At 59.3% G+C, this 14,551-nt stretch carries 11 protein-coding genes and 7 pseudogenes; 11 read left to right on the forward strand and 7 right to left on the reverse strand.

The window, feature by feature from the left end:
- The 5 genes and pseudogenes from GCT19_RS43975 to GCT19_RS44965 all read left to right on the forward strand — a co-directional run.
- Nucleotides 1-230 (forward strand): hypothetical protein (locus tag GCT19_RS43975; protein WP_227749455.1); only part of this gene is annotated, 230 nt, incomplete at its 5' end.
- Between the two features lie 239 nt (nt 231-469).
- A pseudogene (locus tag GCT19_RS44955) lies at nt 470-1,123 on the forward strand (IS630 family transposase); the annotation flags it as partial.
- Nucleotides 1,124-1,197: 74 nt separating this feature from the next.
- Nucleotides 1,198-1,440, forward strand: a complete 243-nt coding sequence (locus GCT19_RS38465) for a DUF6429 family protein (protein WP_227717749.1) — start codon at nt 1,198-1,200, stop codon at nt 1,438-1,440.
- Nucleotides 1,441-1,642: 202 nt separating this feature from the next.
- A pseudogene (locus GCT19_RS44960) lies at nt 1,643-2,134 on the forward strand (IS630 family transposase); the annotation flags it as partial.
- Nucleotides 2,104-2,562, forward strand: coding sequence for a transposase (locus tag GCT19_RS44965; RefSeq protein WP_368042665.1), 459 nt, complete (start codon nt 2,104-2,106; stop codon nt 2,560-2,562). The pseudogene GCT19_RS44960 and the gene GCT19_RS44965, both read left to right, overlap by 31 nt.
- Before the next feature lie 462 nt (nt 2,563-3,024).
- Here GCT19_RS44965 and GCT19_RS38480 read toward each other — a convergent pair.
- The 5 genes and pseudogenes from GCT19_RS38480 to parS form a co-directional block, all read right to left on the reverse strand.
- Nucleotides 3,025-4,205: pseudogene (locus GCT19_RS38480) on the reverse strand (transposase).
- Nucleotides 4,206-4,811: 606 nt separating this feature from the next.
- A pseudogene (locus GCT19_RS38490) lies at nt 4,812-4,940 on the reverse strand (DUF72 domain-containing protein); the annotation flags it as partial.
- 552 nt (nt 4,941-5,492) lie between these two features.
- Nucleotides 5,493-5,825: pseudogene (locus GCT19_RS44970) on the reverse strand (transposase); the annotation flags it as partial.
- A 339-nt stretch (nt 5,826-6,164) separates the two neighbouring features.
- Nucleotides 6,165-6,638 (reverse strand): RES family NAD+ phosphorylase, encoded by a 474-nt coding sequence (locus tag GCT19_RS38500; protein WP_018436546.1) that lies wholly within the window; start codon nt 6,636-6,638, stop codon nt 6,165-6,167.
- A complete protein-coding gene (parS, locus tag GCT19_RS38505) occupies nt 6,638-7,096 on the reverse strand; it encodes a type II RES/Xre toxin-antitoxin system antitoxin (RefSeq protein ID WP_227749456.1) in 459 nt (152 codons plus the stop codon). The genes GCT19_RS38500 and parS overlap by 1 nt, the downstream gene beginning before the upstream one ends.
- 619 nt (nt 7,097-7,715) lie before the next feature.
- On the opposite strand from parS, the gene GCT19_RS38510 reads away from it, so the two are divergent.
- Nucleotides 7,716-9,164, forward strand: a complete 1,449-nt coding sequence (locus tag GCT19_RS38510) for an FAD/NAD(P)-binding protein (RefSeq protein ID WP_018436544.1) — start codon at nt 7,716-7,718, stop codon at nt 9,162-9,164.
- 97 nt (nt 9,165-9,261) lie between these two features.
- Here the strand turns inward: GCT19_RS38510 and GCT19_RS43990 are convergent.
- A pseudogene (locus tag GCT19_RS43990) lies at nt 9,262-9,360 on the reverse strand (IS6 family transposase); the annotation flags it as partial.
- 471 nt (nt 9,361-9,831) lie between these two features.
- Here GCT19_RS43990 and GCT19_RS38515 point away from each other — a divergent pair.
- The 3 genes from GCT19_RS38515 to GCT19_RS38525 are packed head-to-tail and all read left to right on the forward strand — an operon-like array spanning nt 9,832 to nt 11,551.
- Entirely contained in the window at nt 9,832-10,116 is a 285-nt protein-coding gene (locus GCT19_RS38515; protein ID WP_018436543.1) for a hypothetical protein, read from the forward strand.
- Nucleotides 10,117-10,165: 49 nt separating this feature from the next.
- Nucleotides 10,166-10,945, forward strand: a complete 780-nt coding sequence (locus tag GCT19_RS38520; RefSeq protein WP_018436542.1) for a zinc-binding metallopeptidase family protein — start codon at nt 10,166-10,168, stop codon at nt 10,943-10,945.
- A gap of 3 nt (nt 10,946-10,948) precedes the next feature.
- Nucleotides 10,949-11,551: an RES family NAD+ phosphorylase gene (locus tag GCT19_RS38525; RefSeq protein ID WP_152854841.1), complete on the forward strand. Its 603-nt coding sequence runs from the start codon at nt 10,949-10,951 to the stop codon at nt 11,549-11,551.
- Nucleotides 11,552-11,841: 290 nt separating this feature from the next.
- Here GCT19_RS38525 and GCT19_RS38530 read toward each other — a convergent pair.
- Nucleotides 11,842-12,564, reverse strand: a pseudogene (locus GCT19_RS38530) (SOS response-associated peptidase family protein); the annotation flags it as partial.
- 1,032 nt (nt 12,565-13,596) lie between these two features.
- Here GCT19_RS38530 and GCT19_RS38540 point away from each other — a divergent pair.
- Both GCT19_RS38540 and GCT19_RS43060 read left to right on the forward strand, forming a co-directional pair.
- Nucleotides 13,597-14,304 (forward strand): reverse transcriptase N-terminal domain-containing protein, encoded by a 708-nt coding sequence (locus tag GCT19_RS38540; RefSeq protein ID WP_227749458.1) that lies wholly within the window; start codon nt 13,597-13,599, stop codon nt 14,302-14,304.
- 33 nt (nt 14,305-14,337) lie between these two features.
- Nucleotides 14,338-14,529 (forward strand): hypothetical protein, encoded by a 192-nt coding sequence (locus GCT19_RS43060; RefSeq protein ID WP_193727485.1) that lies wholly within the window; start codon nt 14,338-14,340, stop codon nt 14,527-14,529.
- The last annotated feature ends 22 nt before the right edge of the window (nt 14,530-14,551 follow it).

The following is a 14,551-nucleotide window of genomic DNA, read 5'->3' on the forward strand; positions in this document are numbered from 1 at the left end:
CATTGCCACCATGGGCATCGCGCCACGAAGCGACTCAAATCAGCCGCACTGGTTCGAATTTGCGCGACATAACCGTGCCGCGGTCACCTGCGCAATACGCGGGTATTGGCGGTGCCGAAACTCTTGCGCGCCGCCCTCCAGATATCGCCTGCGGCAGAATCGCTGCCGCCGCCTTAGCCTGGTCTGAGTTTCCGGTGAGCGAGAACATCGAACAACTTCTCATCAGTTAATGCGCCTTTATGGAGAAGACCATGCATGTATCGTGCCAAAGCAGGAATCGTTGTTTGTCAGTGTGCTAATGTTCTGGGTTAAAAATTCGTCGAATTATTCGTTGCCTGTAGTTATGTGTGATGGACGGCACATACCCCAAGAGGTGGCAGTCTTACGCCGCATCGTCAATGCTTCGAGCTGTTCGCGCTCCGATTCACTCAACACGAGTTCCGCCTTGGGCCTTCCGCTCATCTAGGTGTTGGCATTGCGAGCCCGGACTGTGTTGGCGTGTGCCGATGGCGTCGACAATAAGATTGTTTCTGCAAAACTGCGAGTCACTCAACAAACCGTTTCGAAGTGGTGTGCGCGCTTCGTGGCTCATCGTCTGGATCGCTTGCTCGATGCGCCTCGTCCTGGTGCGGCGAGGACGATCGAGGATTCGCATGTCGACTCGGTCGTTGCGAAGACGCAGGAGTCCGTGCCTGCGGGTGCGGCGCACTGGAGTACGCGCACGATGGCGCGCGAGATCAGGCTCTCGCAGACCTCAGTATCGCGAATCTGGTGGGCATTCGGCCTTCAACCGCGTCGGCAGGAGACGTTCAAGCTCTCAAGCGATCCCTTGTTTGTCGACAAGGTGCGCGATAATGTCGTTCGATACTTGGATCCGCCGTTGAAGGCCATGGTGCTGCGTGGATGACAAAAGCCAAATCCAGGCGCTCGTTCGCACGCAGCCCATGCTGCCGCTCGCGCCGGGCGTTGCCAAGCGACACGTACCCACGACTACATGCGCCACGGCACGATTACCTTGTTCGCGGCGCTGGACATCGCGACCGGCAAGATAATCGGCGAGTTGCACCGACGTCACCGCAGCAGCGAATTTGTGCAGTTCCTGCGCACGATCGCCGCCAATGTGAAGTCGGCGGACGAAATTCTGGCGAGCCTCGAACGCTTTTGCGCCCGAATCCAAAAGGTATCGGAATGACTGCAATGAACATCGACGCCGCAATTGACGACGCAGTCCTCGCACTTTTTTGTCTGACGCTCATGACCAAAACCGGGCATAGAAAAGCTTCGATTGGGGATGTCCTAAACCGGTTGTACGAATGCGGCATGATTGGCAATCCCCTCAACAAGACGAAGTCCGTTGTGCTTACCGATGAGGGCCTGCGCGAATCCGAGCGACTCATCAAGCAACACTTCGTCCGTTCCAGTAGCAAAGACGATCATTAAACGAACTTCTAACTCATGGCACTAGTCCGTTGAACCAATGAAATTGCGCCGATGCTAAAGGTGCGTGGGAAAAATGAATCCGAGTGAAGCCGAGCGCGAAGAACTTCTGTCGATGCAGCGCAGCAGAAGGATGGCCGTCGGCCAGGTAAGGCGAGCGCGGTTGATCCTGTTGCTCGACGAAGGAACCTCGCGCGGGGCGATCATGAACGAGTTGCGATGCGATTCGCGTTTCATCACGACGTGGCAAAACCGCTTTGCCAGTGAGCGTCTGGCCGGCCTCTATGGCCGGCACCCGGGTCGTGCGCCGCGGCGCGACCTGGCGCGTCTTGAGGCACGAGTGCGTGACTACACGCTGCGGCGCAAACCGGCGGACGGCTCCACGCATTGGAGCAGCCGCAAGTTGCCCGCACAACTGGGCGTCCCCTTCATGACGGTTCAACGAATCTGGCGCAAACACGACATTCGGTCGCATCGTGTCGATACCCACATGGTGTCGAACGATCCCGACTTTGAAGCCAAGGCTGCCGATGTGATCGGCCTGTACCTGAACCCGCCGTTGCACGCGGCGGTGTTCTGCGTGGATGAGAAAACGGCCATTCAGGCGCTTGATCGCAAAGACCAGATGTTGCCGCTCTCGCCCGAGCGCGCCGAACACGGCTTCGAATACAAACGCAACGGTACCCTGAGCCTGTTTGGAGCGCTGAATGTCGCCACCGGCGAAGTGCTGGGCAAGACTGCACCACGCCATACGAGTGCGCCCAGTTCGTCGCGTTCCTCACCCACGTGATATCGGCGCAGCCAGCCAGAAAGGAGATTCACGTGATCTGTGACAACGTGAGCAGCCACAAAACCGAAGCTGTTCAAACCTTTCTGGCTGACCATACGAATGTCTCGATCCATTACACCCCCACATATTCGTCATGGTTGAACCAGGTCGAGAACTGGTTTGCCCGCATCCAGCGCGACGTCATCACGCGCGGGGTATTCACCAGCACCACGGACCTCGATAATAAACTCATGCGCTATATCCGCCAATACAACAAGCAGGCCGCCCCATTGAAATGGAAGTATTCTGATCCCACTCGACGCATCCGGTGCCATTCATCTGGTTCAATAGACTAGTACCATTGCCCCAATCGACGAAGTGATCGGTCGCTTCAACATCGTTCAGGCTACGCACAATCATATTGTTTGATCCCAGGAATAGAGGTGCAAGTCATTATTGTGGAAGCGCGGAGGCCATTGTTTTGACCTAGAAGCGCGGCTTCCGCGCACTCCCGAAGCGGAAAGCCGTATGGCTTTGGATGGATGGGGCAGGCCGGCAAGAAGCTGCCAAGCCATGTTCTCCACTGCCATTCGCCCCAGTCCTGATACGGCACCGACCTGACCTCGCCCGAGAGCCGCAGCCCAATTTTGATAACCCAGAGACCTCGCCAGGATGCGCGCGCCGCGGCTGTGGCAGCATCAGGATCGATCGAGCAAGTTTCATCTGAACTCTTAAGAAGTGAGTTGCTAGATTGTTACGGATCAACGGATCCCCTCCTCTCAAGCAACCGATGTGCCAACGACTTTCTGAAAGCATTCCTAAGAAACATTAAAAGGTACGGGGGGGCAGGTTGGCTGGCCGGTCGGGGGGATCTCGAAGCCGAGTGCGGACGCGCAGCGCCGGAGCGTGGCGACGCTGCGTTCGCGCTGCTGCTCCTCGTAGCGCTGCTGCCCCTGATCAAGGATGGCCTCGCCGCGCGCGAGCATGAAGTGCACCATCCGGGCGAGCTTGTGGGCGACCGCCGTGTTGGCGCGCGGCTCGTCCATGCGCACGCACAGGCGCCGGTAGAACACACCGAGCGCCGAGTCGCTGGGTGACAGGCTCATCGCGGCGAGCTTCAGGGCCTGCCGTACCCGGTTGGTGGAATGGCGGGTGTGCGCGCTCAGCACCTTGCCGCCGCTGATCTTCGTGCCGGGGCACAGCCCGAGCCACGAGCAGAAGTGCTTGACGTTCGCAAAGCGGCTCAGGTCGGGGTCAATCTCCGAGAGGATCGTCATCACGGTCGTGACTGACAGGCCGTTGATGTGCGTCAGATCCACGCCCGCCTAGCGCGCGAGCGCCGCGCGTGCATCAAACTTCGGCGCGTTCTTGTTGCGCCGCTTGCCGGGTCCGTCGAGCGCGACGTCGTGACGCCCGAGCGGGACCAGCAGCGCCTCGATCTTCGCGTCGCATTCGACGATGCGCTGCGCCAGGCTGTCGAACATCGCCAGCGCCTGTCCAAGCACGAACAGGTGCTCGTCGCGCCAGTTGCCCGTCAGCGCCCGCTCGATCTCGCCCGCACTGCCCTTCACGCGGCCATGGCGGTGGCGGGCCACCGCGCGCACCACGCAGACCTCGTCGCCCCGGCGCCGGGCGGCCCGTAGCAGCCCCAGGCTCATCAGCTTCTGTAGCCATTGCAGTCCTGCACATCGCTCTTGCGCCCCGGCACATACCTCATCTGCCGCGCATCGACCAGCCACACCGTCACCCAGCGCCGCTTGAGCACCTCGTACACCGGGATCCAGAATACGCCGATGGACTCCAGCGCCACCGTGTCGACCCCGCACGCGAGCAGCCAGTCCGCCATTGCGTGCAGGTCATCGGTCGTCGTGCCGAACTCGCGCACCGGCTCTTCAGCCGCCGACCGGGGCACCGCCCCCCAGTGGCTTGAGCCACCCACATCAATGCCGGCGGCGTTCGGAAACACCTCGGGACTGTCTTCGTGCTTGCGCATCGCCATGGTCTGCTTCAGACTGGTCAGTGAACGGCAGCGCCATGGGATGCGTCGCAATTGACTCGATCTCGTGAACGGGATGCAGTTCGCGCTGCTCGCCACTGTCGCCGACGAATCCCGGACCATGCTCCCGTACGGACTCACTGCGTGGCGGGCAGGCCACCAGTGCGCACCATTGGGTTGTCGGTCATCGCGGCGGCGCCGTTCACCTGACCTGTATGCCCCATTCCTGCCGGACCCGGCACGGGGTTGGATTGCTCCGGAGAAAACAATGCCCTTCTCGCCGCGCTAGCTGGCATCCTGCCGTCACGCTTGCGACATCGATGTCTTAAACGAGACACAACTCAACAGTCGTTGTAGGGTTCGTAGCTGTTGCCTTTCGCCGTAAAGGAGCCGGGTGCTTTCGGCGTAATGGCGCCAGCGACAGGCACCTGCTTCGGGGCTCGAACGGGATCAAGAATCCTTGTTTTTACCTCCTTTCGCAAGTCCTGATTTATGGCTCTCGGGCATCGGGCGCGGAACACGATAGCTTTCGCCGTCGGGCACTACATGATATGCGGATGTCTCTACGAGGCTTTGTTCAGCAGGGTCCTTGCGCGGCGACCGGCGGTCCTCGACCAGCGGAAACTGTGTTGCGTAGAACCGCAACCGCGCTTCGGCGTTGGTGCAGCCAAGAGGATAGAACCGCTTGCTTGCGATCAGCGTCGGGTCAGTCCATGAGGCCGACCCTACGCTGACCATCCCTACGCTATTCGTCATGACAAGGCCCGTCCGTTTCGCATGCGAAAAGTTCTGTCGCTCCCCGCGGGCCGGGCGACGTTGACGCTCTTCCGGCCCGCTTTTTTGCTGTTCAGGTTCAGGATTCCAGGCGCCACTCTGGCAGCTGTCAACGCCGATTGAATTCTGACCCGCTGCGTGGCGCGAATTCACCGGCATCGCTCAAAATCCGTCGACTGTCTCCTGAGCGATTGGCTCTTCGCCGTAGTCCGTGCCACTGCCGACAAGTTGACAACGCCGTGGAATCATGATGCTTCCCACTTGATGAACTGCTCTTTCGCGACGAAACACCAGGAACAGACTGCGTCTTTGCAAACGGCCTTGTTGCCCGAGCGTGTCGGGCGGGCCACGATATGAGCCGCACAGGAGAACCCCATTTGAAAACCGGCGAACATGCGTGCACCGATACGCTGCATGCCGTGTTGTCTCGCCAACAGAATCGTCGGGTTCTTCTCCCGTTCGGTCCGACCTTGTCTTGCTATCGCGTCGAGCAGTAGTTGAGTTGCAGGTAATCGGTCATACAGGAACGGGCGGTAGCGGTGGATCTAGCGGGCGGCGCTGCCATGCATCGGCATCGTAAGGTTCACCCTTTGCGAGCATCGCCCACAGCATGCGGGCGTGCTTGTTGGCAATCGCAATCAGCGTCTTGTGATACCCCTTGCGTTCATGAAACTGCCTGATCCACTGTTGCAGGCGGCTCGCGTGCGTGGGGTCCGCACGCAGCGCCGACTGCAACGTACTTCGGGCGCCCTGAACCAGCAGCGTGCGCAGATAGACATTCCCTCTCAGGCTGATGTGCCCAAGCCGCGTCCTGCCGCCGGAGCTGTGCTGGCGCGCCGTCAGGCCGATCCGACCATCGAATTCGCCATTAAATCAGCAGCATAGGCCGAGATGTGGCGGATTTTTAACGAATCCCGGTCGGGCCTCGCGTAGGGCGCGACGCCATTGGCCCTGCAGGTCTCGATCAGCCGTCGCAATTCCTGAGGCAAGGGCCGTTCGTGGCGTCGGTGCCTTCTTCGTCATCGGGTCAGTACCGGTTCGTCAGACGCGCATTCTAGCGTCCCCGCACCAATGCGACACAACCATCGAATTTATGTCCACGATCGCCCTGCCTTATCGTGACAGAGCTGTACCGCGCTATGTCCCTCTGCGCCCTGTCGCCGTTTGTCGACACTCACGCGTGGCTCGCTATGTCGGTGGCGCAGCGCGCCGCAACAACCGCGGGTCGGTCAGCCACTCCTCGCGCGCACCGATTTCGACGTGAGCAAAATCAGTATGATGGGGATTGAATAGATAATTGAATTCTGCCGGGACGACTGCACTGGGAACGGCCAGCACCGCACTTGCGCGCGCCTGCGACCACGTAGCCCCGATCTGCTGGAGTTCACCACGCGCGGAGATGTCCCGCCAGTCGGCGGCCAAAGTGGCTGGATCGATACGTTCAACGATTCTTTCGGGGAATCTGGCTGGGATCATCACATAGTGCGCACGCAACGGCGAATCTTGGACCAGCATCTCCAGGAGCGCCAGCGATTGCGTGTGCGCCGTGTAGACCATCGCGACACCTTTGGGATTCCAACGGCCACCATACAGTCGAGCACCTTCCCCAGAGAAAGCCGTATCCGCGTACCGCTCGGTGACCACCCGCCATACCGTGAGCATCACGCAAACACGCCATGCTCGATGCGCCCCAGCGTGTCCATCACGCTATCGGTACCAATGTCGGTATCCACAAGGCTGAGAGGTGTCGAACCTTCCAGCGCCGCAATCGGTGTCTTAAGCCACGCGAGCGCCGTGTCGAGATCTTCAAAAACCTCTGCAGCGCGCGCGACCACGCGCGCGAGCCGCAGCAGCTTTGCTGACTCGTCACGACTCAACACGCCTTCCCGCTTGCGTCGTGCCAGCGTTCGCTCAGGAATATCGAGCGCCTGCGCCAACTCCGCCTGCGATAGTCCGCTCGATCTGAGCATCGCATCGAGCGCCTGCGATGAAATCCCATGGCGGACCACGTCTACCCATTCCAGCCCCGATCGAGGCGCGCGCGGAAATACAGTGCGACCTCCGAGCAGTGAGTCGGCTGAGACCCTTCCGATAAGATTCATGGTTCTGTCTCCTGCCATTTGGCATCCATTTTATACCAAAATGGCAGGCGCGTCTGCCGTTGTCGCCCTGGTCCTGTAGGTTCGCGGCTGGCGGCTGCGGTCCTTGCGTGAAGGAGCTTTCGACCACCAGCCGCGCTTTCCCGCGTAGCACCGACGGCAGCAGTTGATGCAACCCGGCGCAGGAGTAACGTACGCGTATGTCCCGAAATGAAGGCCCGGATAGCCCCAATTATCCGAGCCTCAATTTGCGGGTATTGTTGACGCCCCGTTAGCCGGCCCCACTGTTTGAGGGTTCGTGGACAGCGCTGCGATGCCATTGAGGTGTGGCGCGGTCTACGCGAAATAGGTGCGCTACTGGGTTTGAACGGCACCCTCCAGACGGGACACCCATCCGCCCCGAACCCATTCATTTGCGATGCGAATCAATGTTATCCAAACAATCGATTTTGTAGCTTGAGGCGAAATGCCGCATAGTCGCTTCCTACGACGCGCGGCACAGCTTCCGACTATCCGCGCCAGAAAGAGAGCTTTCCTGACGTGCCCCGATGCAAGCGACTCCATCGGAGCGGGTATCCATCCGAACGTCAAAATTAATTTTCAGCGTGAGCGGATACGAACAACCATCGGAGCCGTGGCAATGACTGTATCGATCGTGATAGTGGGTGCCGGCTTTTGCGGGACGATGACGGCCATATGGCTACTGTCGGATCAAACCGCAAAGCCCCTGTCGATCGCACTGGTCGATGACAGCTATAGCGTTTCGCGCGGTATTGCTTATCGGTCAGACGAAGAGGGCTGGCTCCTGAACGCCCCCGCACGGACCCTCAGTGTTGAGCGGGACAACGGCAACGGCTTTGTCGATTATTGCCGACTGCGGGGCCGTCCTGCCGAACCCGACGATTTCCTGCCACGTGCGTGGTACGGTGATTATCTTGCACATCTGCTAAAACAAGCCGTCGAAAACCCCGGGAAGCATCAGTTTTCTCAACATGACGGATACGCCGTCGCGCTGAAACCCGTCGAGGATGGCCGAACGAAGGTTCATTTACACACGGGTGTGGAGATTTCTGCCGATCACGTCGTCCTTGCGACCGGGCACAGCGATGGCCGCCGCTCCATCACTGTAGCAGCGACCGGTGGCGCTTCACTCGATCAACGTTTCCTCGCGAATCCCTGGGACGCAGTTAAACTGCGGACCGTGCCGGATGACAGCCATTTCTTCATGTGCGGGTCCGGTCTGACGGCACTCGACGTTGTTTACGCGCTGCACCGGCGCAGCGAAAAGTTGCGCTTCACGCTTATGTCCCGCCGTGGTTTGTTGCCCCAACACCACTGCCAGTCACCGCCGAGACTTCAGCCAGAAGCGCGGCGGTCGCTTCTCGATCAACTGACTGCCGGCCCTAGGCATTGCATCACCGTCGTACGCAAAGTCATTGCTGAACATCGCGCGAGAGGCGGTGACTGGCGCGAGGTGATCGATAGCCTGCGTCCAGCGGTACCGCAGATCTGGTCAAACTGGTCTGAGGCCGACCGGCGCGCTTTCGTGCGCCATATTGCGCCTTACTGGGACACACATCGTCACCGACAGCCAGCTTCCACGGCAGCGCTTGTCGCGTCACTCAGGACGAGTGGGCGTCTCTCGCTTATGGGGGGGCGAATCGAGACAATCAGCGAACATGGCGACGGGCTGCTGCTGGCTATTCGCCCGCGCGCAGCAACGGGCTCGCGCGTTGTGCACGCATCGTATTTCGTGAATTGCACCGGTGTCGGGATGGCTCCGGCTCATCGAGCTACGGCGTCAGATAGAGAATCGCATGCAGATTGCATATACCGGCCTATAGCACGCGCGTGTGATTCTCTTTTCGATCAGTTACGGCGCGACGGGATTGCAAAATTTGACTGGGCGGGGTTGTGTGTTGATGAGTCTTACCGCGTGGTTCGAGTCAGTAGCTGTACGAATCCATCTCTGTTTTATATTGGCCCTGCGCTTAGAAGACGCTTTTGGGAGGCGACGGCGGTGCCCGAATTGCTAATGCATATCGAGCGGATGACGGAGATCATAATGCGGCAGGTTTCTGCACATTAAACGCGAGCGCATTGCTTGACAGGGGCGTGGATGCAAGCGGGTTCTGTCGCAGTAAGATCGAGAGGTCGGTCAAGACCGATATGGCATGGATTCCTTGTCAAGCCATCGAATAGAACTGATGTACGGGAGTTTGCCAAACGCCGCCATCGTTCAATTTCCCCTTGACGATCATGTGCATGACTTCGATGCCACCTAGATGCTATGTGGGAGGGCAGTGGCAGTAAGTCCGACTGGAGTAAAACGGGATTTCCAGACTCGTTTTCTCCGAGGGAGCACGCAAACGGGCGCGCCTGACGCAGCCCTTCCACACAGCATCTAGGGGCCGTTTACATTCGATGAAATGTGCTTACATCTTGTCTTTTGCGCGAGCAGGCCAAGATGATTCGAACGTTATTGAGCGATGAAACGTCTTGCCGGGCAAGGAAGGCGATCCAGAGGACGGCTTCGACAATCGTTCGTCAGCGTAGACGGCCCGCCTTGGATCATTCGCCAGACATCGCTTCGCAACGATGCACGTTGGCTCGCATGCCATCATGCGCGAAATGGCGTGATGCGTATTCAATAAGCGTAGGCACGTCAGGTGATACCAGCCGGTGTACGACGCACCTGCGTCGGACAAACTCTTGATGCCGCGTCCGGAGGCATGCATCAACGATCTGGTGACGACATGGACAAGAATGGTGTGATGACGGAAGAGGACGGCGGTGCGCCGCCTTCGCCGGGGGAAGCGGCCATCCTTGAGGAAGCATGCTGGCTGGCCGACTCGGGCCGCTACGCCGACTTCATAGACATCGAGAACGTGCTGCGTTTTGGTTACGGGCTGACCAACGCGCCGGCCCTGCTTGACCGGTATCCGGTTCGCAGGATGCTGAACCGCCGCTGCGCGGATGCCCGCGACGAGCGGCTGGTAGGGCAGTGCAGCATGACGGAGCTATTTCCTTTACTTCCTTGACAATTTCACTATATTCGGGATAGGCTTGGCTGTTCCTTCGGAGAGATCTATGTCTACGGCAACCATTCAGGCGTCTGAGTTTTCACGGCTGCTTGTGCGTGCTGCGAAGATGCTGGATCGTACTGGTGCGCGAACTCCGGAAGCGATCCGCAAGGTCGTGGCGAGCTCAATGCAGGCGGATATCGGTCAGCTTCCCGCTAAAAATCAGCAGAGATTCGCACAGTCGATCGCGCTGTTCGCACAGGGCTTCGATGATGCGCTGACGGCCGTCGCCGACGCGGCGGGCGAGCTGACGCCGGCCACGAAGTCCGGAACGGGATCCAGCCGCCGTGTGCCCGCACAACGTGCCCGCCCGGCGCTGCATCACAGGGCCGGGCGCGATGCAGCCATGTCCTCCGTCGAAGCGGAAATGTTTACAGAGGCGATGGCCGCCCGCGCGAAGCTCGCAAAGGAAGGCTCATTGCTCGAGCCTGTGGAATTCATGCGACGTGCGGGGGTCACGCGGCAGGCAATCAACCAGCGGCTGAAGACGGGATCGTTGTTCACCGTAGACGGTCCGAACGGGGTCAGCTATTACCCGGCCTTTTTTTTGGACGAGAACCTCGACCGGCGCACGGTTGCTCGCGTGTCCCGGGCGCTGAAAGAGCTTCCGGGCGCCAGCAAATGGGCATTCTTCACGAATCCGCGGCGCTCGCTGGGTGGCCTTACCCCGCTGGAGGTGATCGGCGGCAAGCAGCCCAAACGCAAGCAGGGAAGCAGCATTGATCCGGTCGAGAAGGTCAACCTGTCGATGGTCCTGAGGGCCGCAGCGGGCTACGCGGAGGAATAGTATTTGGCTGCTCGCGCCCTCAGGAATCCGGCAAGGAATTTCGGCACATTTGCATTGCCGGTCGTAACGTTAAAGGCAAAACGACTGGTCCGCATTTCGAGCTACAGCTCGGGTGAGCCGCATTTTGGGAAGACTGCAAGTCATCGGTTTGACGATCCCAAAATGGAATATGGGACTAGTTACTTCGGCCTGAATGTGGCTACTGCCGTTGCAGAGTCCCTGCTTCATGATCTTGAGCCAGTGGGGGCCCGCTATCGGATCGCGGCTGACGAAGTGAAGCGGCGTTTCATCCATACGTTTGACGGCGAAGATTTGACGCTCGCGGATCTGACAGGCCAAAGCATGAACGTGCTTGGCGCGCACGCCGGGCTTTTTGGTACGGCGAACTACAGCATTCCGATGCGCTGGTCCCGGGCGATCCACACGCATCCGGCTGACGTGGACGGGATACTTTACGTGTCGCGCATGATGGCCCCCAACCTGGCTGTCGTGCTTTTTGATCGGGGCGGGAGCATCGGGCTGACACAGCGCAAACCGTCTAGGGCATTGGCGAGTAGCGCAGCGTTCGCAAAGGTCCGAACGACGCTGCATATTGCGTATACATAGCCACCGACGTTGCTCGCGTGCTTACGGACAATGCGTCGGCAGCAGACTTCCACACTCGCGACCTCTTGGGTGCGCGTGCCGGCCGACAGATCAGTTTCAACCGACGTGCTGCAGAGTGTTTTTGCGGCCCTTGTGCGGGGTTGCGCGAGGTTACATTCTCCGCGCAGCCCTGGCTCATAGGGAGCATGAGTAGGTCAGCCGGCGACAATTACGGCGGCGCGCTGCCGCCAGTGTCACGGCCCCCGATGCGCGCACGGTCCCCACGACCACCGATACCGGCCTGTCGATCGCTATGCTGCAAGACGCTGCTCGTAGTACGGTCGGTCCCGGTCATCGAGCATTGCGTACATCGCCGCCGGATCCGATGCATCCGGGTTAAGCCATGCGTCAATGTGTTCGGGTTTGATGGGAATGATGCACCGGTCGTGACCGGCCGCCGCGATTTCCGGCGGAGGCTCATCTGTTATGGCCGCAAACGAGAGAAGGTCTGGTTCACCGGGGGCGCTTCAACGCGACCACGAACAGGCGACGTGCATCAGTTCGCCGTTGCTCGGGCGGAACTCCAGGACCACGCTTTCGTCTCGCTCATCCGTTTCAAGGAGCGTTCCCTCGAACTTCGCCCTGCTCACATTCTCGTAAAACACCTCGACAAGCAAAATGCCGTGCGTCTGACTAAAACACGGTTTCCAGAAGCCTTCCAGATTGTCACGACGGGCGTTGTAGGTCCCGGGGTATTTGACATCGTAAGACGCAGGTTTTCCAGCCATGCCGCACTGGTAACGCATCGGCTTCACAACCCGTTGCCCGTCTTCCATCAACATGACGGGCGCGCAGTGTCCCGGAAAAATGCGCCAGTCTCGCGGCTTCAGCCCGGTTCGCTGCAGGTCTTCGAGCTTGCCTTTGGTCCACGCGATCTTATCGGTGGCGATGCGCTGACTTTCAGTCGCTGCTTTGGTGACCTTTGTCTGCAGGGTTCGTTCTGCATCCGGCAGACGCTTGCGCTGCTTGAACAACTACGATTACGAGGATTATGCGGCGCACACGATGAGTTTCTGCTGACGGCAACAGCACAAAATCTACCACGAATGGCAAAGCGGTTGATGCTGGCCAGCAAGCAAGAGGGAATGAGCTCCGCTTGACGGGTTTCGGCCCTCGATCTTGTGCGCCGACCCAGTTCCACGCTAGACAATCGGCCTCACAGACCCAGAAAAACGCGCGCGCCGACTTCGAAAGCGGGTTTTTCAAATGTGAGGGACTTCCGCATCCTGAGGCGACGTTGAGGTCGCACGGCATCGAGTGCCAGGATTGAGGCGTCAGCCATCAATCTGAACAGGAGGGGAAGTCATGGACCAGCTTACTACTGTCGGTATCGACCTGGCAAAGGACGTGTTCGTGCGACCTGCAAGTCGCGCGAGTTTCTGTTTCACAGGAGCAGGTATGACCTGACGAAACCGGTTGTTCCATCAACCGTTCCCTACCCGGACATGCGGAGCCGGTAACAGCTCGGTATGAAGCTTCGGGGACAACGTAGCCGCCGGTTATCCGGTACGCCGAGCTGTGAGGCAAAGCGGAATCTGCCAGCACGAAGGCGGAGAGGAGCAAGGGATGAGTGGGTACGACCAACATATGTGAACTTCAGTTTAACGTCGTGATCTTTAACAAGCCAAACGTCCTGAGAGGCTTGAACCAAAACGGTACGCGGTGAGGAATGGTCTCCGAATACTGGACCATCATGGACAGAACCACCGCCGGCGAAGCAGAAGGGTCCGCCCCGCTCGGATATTCGTGCGGAACAGGGTAAGCCCATAGTGCCGCCGGCAACGGCAGGCGAACCGCAAGGAACGCTGTTGGTATTGTGGGTAAAGGAATGCGGAGAAAGCGAATGCCCGGCTGTAATGGACGGGATACGGGCTGGGACATCGTCCGACGCGAAAGCGGGCAGACTTCCGCGCGGTCATTCATGGCGAGAGAACTTTGACCGATCGTTATACGAGGGAAGGCAGATGACGGCGACCGGCGCCGGTGCGCCCTCGCGCTCTGCCCAAATGTGGGATCAGGTGAACTGGTCGCACATTGAGGCAGGTGTGAAACGACTTCAGGTGCGTATCGCCAAAGCAACCCGGGAAGGCCGATGGGGCAAGGTGAAAGCACTGCAACGTCTGCTGACCCGCTCGCATAGCGGCAAAATGTTGGCCGTGAAGCGGGTGACGGAGAATTGCGGTAAGAGAACGCCGGGGGTGGACGGCAAGATATGGTCATCTCCGGCGGCCAGATGGAACGGAATGAGGTCGCTTCGGCATCACGGCTATCGCGTGATGCCGCTGAGACGCGTTTACATTCCCAAGAGTAACGGCAAGAGGCGTTCGCTGGGAATCCCCTGTATGCGGTGCAGGGCGATGCAGGCGTTATGGAAGCTGGCTTCGGAACCGGTGGCAGAAACTCTGGCGGACCCGAATTCCTATGGATTCCGGCCCGAACGCTCGACGTCCGATGCCATTGAACAATGCTTCATCACTCTGGCGAAGCGAGCTTCGCCAGAGTGGATTCTGGAAGGTGACATCCGGGGTTGTTTCGACAACTTCAGTCACGCCTGGATCCTGGAGCACGTACCGATGGACAAGGCTATCTTGCGGCGGTGGCTTCAGGCCCGATATATCGATGAGGGAACCTTGTTCGAGACGTCGGCGGGTACCCCTCAAGGGGGAATCATTACGCCGCCTACAATGTTGCATACTTTTCTCTCCTGCGTCTGAGTCGGTCGAATTTTCGCTGCCGCGAACCGGCGGTTGCGGATCGACACGGAACACGACGACGATCTCGTCCTTGTGGATTTCTACGCGCTTGACCAGGCCCAGAACGATCTTGCGTTTCGTTTCAAGATCAATCGCATCCAGCTTTTCAGTGACGGCGGCTGCAAACTCCTCAAGCCGGTTAATGACGAGAAACAGCTCGCTTTGCATCGCGCCGTGGCGCCGTGATTCCTGGATCTGCTGTTCAATC

Source organism: Paraburkholderia atlantica, assembly GCF_009362785.1.
Taxonomy (GTDB): domain Bacteria; phylum Pseudomonadota; class Gammaproteobacteria; order Burkholderiales; family Burkholderiaceae; genus Paraburkholderia; species Paraburkholderia atlantica.

What these genes read in the sequence shown, in the direction of transcription:
- GCT19_RS38500 (WP_018436546.1), bottom strand. Translation starts at nt 6,638, where the DNA reads ATGCTCACGGTATGGCGGGTGGTCACCGAGCGGTACGCGGATACGGCT.
- GCT19_RS38465 (WP_227717749.1), top strand. Translation starts at nt 1,198, where the DNA reads ATGAACATCGACGCCGCAATTGACGACGCAGTCCTCGCACTTTTTTGT.
- GCT19_RS38515 (WP_018436543.1), top strand. Translation starts at nt 9,832, where the DNA reads ATGGACAAGAATGGTGTGATGACGGAAGAGGACGGCGGTGCGCCGCCT.
- GCT19_RS38510 (WP_018436544.1), top strand. Translation starts at nt 7,716, where the DNA reads ATGACTGTATCGATCGTGATAGTGGGTGCCGGCTTTTGCGGGACGATG.
- GCT19_RS38520 (WP_018436542.1), top strand. Translation starts at nt 10,166, where the DNA reads ATGTCTACGGCAACCATTCAGGCGTCTGAGTTTTCACGGCTGCTTGTG.
- parS (WP_227749456.1), bottom strand. Translation starts at nt 7,096, where the DNA reads ATGGCAGGAGACAGAACCATGAATCTTATCGGAAGGGTCTCAGCCGAC.
- GCT19_RS38540 (WP_227749458.1), top strand. Translation starts at nt 13,597, where the DNA reads ATGTGGGATCAGGTGAACTGGTCGCACATTGAGGCAGGTGTGAAACGA.